Origin of the sequence: Stieleria sedimenti (genome assembly GCF_025060895.1) — a bacterium.
Lineage (GTDB): Bacteria > Planctomycetota > Planctomycetia > Pirellulales > Pirellulaceae > Stieleria > Stieleria sedimenti.
On record NZ_JANZKV010000165.1, the window covers coordinates 1 to 5,568 of the forward strand.

The following is a 5,568-nucleotide window of genomic DNA, read 5'->3' on the forward strand; positions in this document are numbered from 1 at the left end:
GGCGTCAGCCACCGGAACGGAAAGACCTCGATCACGGAGGCCTGGAAGGCCGGCACAATCGGTCTCATGAACCGCGGGTATTGCCAAAAGCTGGGGAATTGTGTCGGCCCGCTGGACCTCAGGGACTCTTTGCAATCATCTCCGGTGGCTCACGCCACCGGCATCCACTCTGCCGGCCCTCCGGGCCTGAAGGACGTCGCCTATCCGGTAAAATTTGGTACATAGAAAACGTTAGAGTCAGCAAATCTGGAACTGGGAAGTTTCGTCTGATCGATTCGGCTCAACCCGGTATCCTGACACCAGCACCCCTTGCCCACCGTCGACAATCAAATCATCCCAATCCAACTGCAGTGCCATGAACCAAACGCTCGCCAAAATTTTTGCCCTTTGTCTGGTCGCGTTGGTCGGCTGCCGGAAGCAGACGGCGGTCGACGAAGTTTCGCTCAGTGAAAGCGGCGTCGTGGTCACCGACCGTGACCTGACAAGTCTTGCCGGCCAGTGGCCGCAGTGGCGTGGGCCCGACGGGGACGGCGTGGCCGACGACCAACCGCTGCCGACGATCTGGGACGATTCGACGAACGTGGCCTGGAAAAGCGACGTTCCGGGACGAGGTCACAGCAGCCCGATTGTCATCGCTGACCTGGTCGTTGTCGGTTCCGCGATCGATTCCCAATCGGAACAAGTCGTGGTCGCCTATGATCGCGACAGCGGCGACCAACGTTGGCAAACGACGGTCCACGAGGGCGGGTTTCCCGGCCGCGGGGAGGTCCACCAAAAGGCCACCAACGCCAACGGCACGCTTGCGACCGACGGCAACTTGTTGGTGACCGCGCACCTGAACAGCGAGCGGGTCTTTGTCACGGCGTTGGATCTGGAAGGCAACCAGGTTTGGCAGCGAGACATCGGCGCGTTCGCATCCAAGTTCGGTTACGCCCCGTCGCCCGCCCTGTACAAGTCGTTGGTCATCGTTGCGGCGGATAATTTTGGCGGCGGCTATTTGGTGGCCATGGACGTGCAAACCGGCGAGATCGCCTGGCGAAAAAAACGCGGCAATGCAAGTTCCTATTCCAGTCCCTGCGTCGCGACCGTCGGCGGTGTGGACCAGGTGCTGATCACCGGAGGCGATCGATTGGCCAGCTATGATCCGGCAACGGGCGAGACGTTGTGGGAAACCGAGTGCATCGCCGAAGCGACTTGCGGAACCGTGGTGACGACGCAGGATCGAATCTTTGCCTCCGGCGGATTCCCCGACAACGAAACCGTTTGCTTGTCCGGCAAAGGCGAGCGGATTTGGTCGGACCGCACGCGAGTCTACGAGCCATCGTTGATCACCGACGGACAGCATGTCTTTTCCGTCGACGATGACGGGATCGCCAGATGCTGGTCGGTCGAAGACGGAGCGATCCGGTGGAAGAAACGTTTGGGTGGCAACTTCAGCAGTTCGCCGGTGCTGTGCAACGGGAACGTTTACGTCGCCGATCTATCGGGCAACTGCTACGTGTTCGAAGCGTCGGGCGAAAGGTTCACGCAGATCGCGAAGAACCGACTCGGCGACGATTGCTACGCCAGTCCGGCCATCGCCGACGGTTCACTCTACTTTCGTGTCGGAATCGGCGACGGCGGCGGACGCAAGGAACAGCTCGTGCGGGTCGCGATGGCAGACTAGGACGGCAAGGTGATCCGATGGATGGCAGAACGATTCGGGGCAGAATGATGAAGAACAAAGACCTGCCACCCCATCATTCTGCCTTTTCGCCTTCATTGTTCTGCCGGCCGTTCAAACGCCTCTGCCAGAGTGTGAATCGTGCCTTGGATCACGCGTCCGAACGATTCGCCCGATTCGCCACGCAGCTTGTAGGCAATTTGAATCGTCCACGTGGGCTCGATGGAGGGAATGACCAACTGGACCGTCTTGCCGTCGTCGCTGACGTCGACCGCGGTGATGTCTAACGTTCGCTCATTGAAGCGGTCGGATCCATAGTTGGCGGTCCGCTTCAGGTCCCATGTTTCGACGAGATAGTTGTTCGGATCGATGGCGGCCATGCGGTCGACGGGATCGGAGAAGGTCAGCGTCAGGCCGTCTGGGTTGGTGTGGATTTGGGTCGGCAGGTGCATCGGTTTGCCGGTTGCCCGAATCCGGTACAGCCCGCCGGGGCTGGCCGTTTGGTCGCTGCCCCAGGCGGTCATGCCGCAGACATACAGGTGCCCGTCGCGGTGGAAGCGGCCGCGCATGACGCCGGTTTCAAATTCGGGAAGCGGCAACCGACACATCCCGCCTTGCCACTGGCCGTTGACCTGCTCATGCGGCACGACGAAGACTTTGCCGTAGCCGTAAGACAGGCTCAACAGTCGACCATCGAGTTCACCCCATTGCTGACTTTCGACCCAGAGCAGTTCCGAGGGTGAGCGATCGAAAGGTTTGTTGGGCCAACAGAGCGGTTGTTCCATTGCCGAATCCCGTGTGTCTTCGGGCGCACCGTAGCTGTACATGTTGCCGTAGAATCCGCCTTCGACGACACGATTGATTCGGTTCATCGGTGTCCAGTGGCCCTCTTGGTCGGTGACAAAGAACGATCCGTCGGGGTTGAGGCAGACACCGTTGGCGGCCCGAAACCCGTTGGCCAGAATCGTCGTTTGGTCCCCGTCTGCGCTGACTTTCAACAGCGTTCCGTGTTGTGGGATCAGCGAGTCTTGCGCGTGCCGTGCGCTCTTGGCATAGTACAAGTTGCCCTCGTCGTCGGCTTGCAACCCCATCGCGAACTCATGAAAGTGCTCGGTGACTTGGTGGTCTTGGTTGAAACATTCATAGAAATCGGTTTCCCCGTCGCCGTTGAGGTCATGGAGGACAACAATTTGATCGCGGCAGCCGACAAAAATTCTGCCGTCGACGATCTTGATGCCCAGCGGGTGAAACAACCCCGAAGCGATTCGCCGCCACTGCAGCGATCCGCCGGGCTGACCGATCCCATTGATCATCCAGACGTCGCCGTCGCAGCAACAGGCGACCATTGAATCACCATCGGGAAAGAAATCGAGTCCCGACATCCGCAGTCGGCTCTTCCACGGGTTTTTCGTCGGACGTGTCAGTTCGTCGACGGCGAAGGGGCCGGCGTCTGCGCCGGTCTCAGGCTCCGTCGTCAGTGTCTGGGGCCACTGGGCCGGGCCGCCACGGACCAGCGGCCGCAAGTCTTCCGGCTCGCCCGAGAACTCGAAGGACGGCTTCATACCACGATGTGCAACGTGCAGCTCCAAATCAATCGGCGTGCTTTTCGCGGGGATTTTCAGGATCGTCAGCCCGTCGACGTCTTCCGTTTTCAACGCCTTGGGACCATGGATGGCGACGGCGACGGTGTCTCGGGGAGCGATTCGAATCGCCAGGTCCCGCGACGACTTTTCGATGTTCAAAATGCGTATCCAGGTGACGGGGACGTCGAACGGTCCAGGCCCCTGTTCTTCTCTCACCCGGTGCGACTCCAGCACCGCTGCGTCACCGACGGTGTAGGACAACACGACGCGGTTGCCGTGCTTGTACAAGCCCTTGTAATCCATCCACGACTTCGGAAACGGGCCATACGCTTGCCCATCGCGTGCGCGCCGGCGTGTGTCGTCAAACGAACCGGTCAACGGATCGGCCCAGCCCGGGCCAGGCAGGTTTTGGAAATGCAACTCGCCCACCGTCCGTGGCGATCGCCAGTGTTTCCCGTCCAGCAGGATGCCTTCCCAATCGATGAACCCGGCTCCCGCCCAGGCACCCGCGACCCGCATCGTGTCATGATCAAACGCCAGGAAGTGTGAACCGCGGGCAACGCCGCCCGGTGTTGCATCAAGCTGTATCGCGATGCCCTTGTAGGCAAAATTGGTCTCCGGCGGCCAAGTCCGTTCGGCGGGGCGATTCTCACGCCGACCCCGCTGACGGTCTTCGTCGGTGACTTCCGGTCGCGGCTTGGAAAATTCACTCGTGATTTCATAGGTCCGCGTCAGGAACGGTCCATAGTCCATCTCGCTCCAGGGGCGATGGCGGACCGGTGCAGGTCCACGAAGTCGGCCCGGTGGCAGTGACTGCAGATACGCTTGGTCGACCTTGGTGTACTGCGACGCGTTGAAGGGTTTTAAGTACGCTTCGCGGATGTAGTGAATCACATCGTACTTTTCACGCGGCACCAATTGACGTTGCGGCAACATCATCTTGTAGCCGTGGGTCAGGGTCTTGTACATCGTCAGCGGATCGCCGCCGCTTTTGAACGTTCCGGTGGCGAAACGCAAGGCATTGGGGAGCGAACCGGGTTGCTCTCGCGTGCCATGACAATTGATGCACAGTCCTTGATAGATCGCTTTGCCGCGCTGAAACGATTTTTCATTCCAACTGGTGAGCATACCGCGGTGATCGAGATCGTTTTCATAGTCCGGCAGCGGAGGCGGCTGGATCAGCGACGCATCGGGTCTCATGCGTGCCGCCCTCTCGGGACTTGCTTGCCCCAGTTCGACCAGGTAGCAGACCAAGTCGTAAAAATCGCTTTCGTCGTCGAGCTGGTTGATCAACCCGTTCGGCATGATGGATCCCGATGGTGCCCGTGCTTCGACGCTGTCCAAAGAAACCGTCAACGGTTTTTCTTCGCCCGGGACCACCACGGTGAGTGCCGCATCGGTTTCCGCAGCGATCATGCCGCTGACCACGCGACCGTCGTCGAGCAACAGACGTTCGGTGCGGAAACCGGGCTGGACGACTTTGGACGGATCCAACAGCGACTCGATCACGTGCGAATACGTGGCTCGTTCGTTCATTTGCGAAAGATCCGGTCCGAGCCGATTCGCGCCTTCCTCGGCCACGTGGCACTGAACGCAGCTCAGTCCGGATTGGTAAAACCGAATCGCCCCGCGTGACGAATCGCCAAAGATGTGGGCTTGGCGAGCAAGTTCGTCCGCGTCACGCCGCTTCAACTCCGCTTCCAGCGTCTCTTGCGCCGGCGCGACGCCTGGCAGGCAGGCAACGGCGAAGAGAAGACACGTGAACCGGACCAGGATGGCCACGATACGGGGGGAGGAGGTCGACGGAGTACTCAAGAGACTATGCTCGGGTGAGAAAGTGGGCGGCATCGATTGCGGCACCAATTTACTCGAAATCACACGCGATGCGGCGCATCGATGATGCGACGGTTCGATGCAATCCGGAAGCTTCTCTCACGGCCCTCACGTAGGGCGTGCCGATTTTGTGCCTCGCCCGGCCGGCAGGCGTTGGTATCGCCACATTTTAAGTCACCCTCCCTGGCAGGGAGGGTCGAGCGAAGCGAGGGGAGGTCGATTCGCGATGTTTAAGTGCTTCCGAGCCACAGCGAACCCTCCCCGCGTCGTCGCAAACTCTTCCGCGAACCTGCCAAGGGCATTGGTATCTACACATCTTTTGCATGTCCGATCTGTTCTGAGGGGATGGCTTCGGCCAACGGCCGTTTACATCCATAGCCTTGGGCATCGCCCAAGGTCCACTTTTAGCAGTACCCGCGGTTCATGAGACCGATTGTGCCGGCCTTTCAGGCCTCCGTGATCGAGGTCCTTCCATTCCGGTGGCTGACG

3 protein-coding genes are annotated in these 5,568 nt (G+C 60.1%); 2 read left to right on the forward strand and 1 reads right to left on the reverse strand.

Annotated elements, in window-relative coordinates:
* Positions 1 to 225, forward strand: a 225-nt coding sequence (locus tag NZK35_RS20765) for a hypothetical protein (RefSeq protein WP_259634444.1), incomplete at its 5' end; no start/stop codon positions are given.
* 130 nt (positions 226 to 355) lie between these two features.
* Entirely contained in the window at positions 356 to 1,666 is a 1,311-nt protein-coding gene (locus tag NZK35_RS20770; RefSeq protein WP_259634445.1) for a PQQ-binding-like beta-propeller repeat protein, read from the forward strand.
* 92 nt (positions 1,667 to 1,758) lie between these two features.
* On the opposite strand, the gene NZK35_RS20775 is transcribed toward NZK35_RS20770, so the two are convergent.
* Positions 1,759 to 5,061: a DUF6797 domain-containing protein gene (locus NZK35_RS20775; protein ID WP_259634446.1), complete on the reverse strand. Its 3,303-nt coding sequence runs from the start codon at positions 5,059 to 5,061 to the stop codon at positions 1,759 to 1,761.
* Positions 5,062 to 5,568 lie beyond the last annotated feature (507 nt).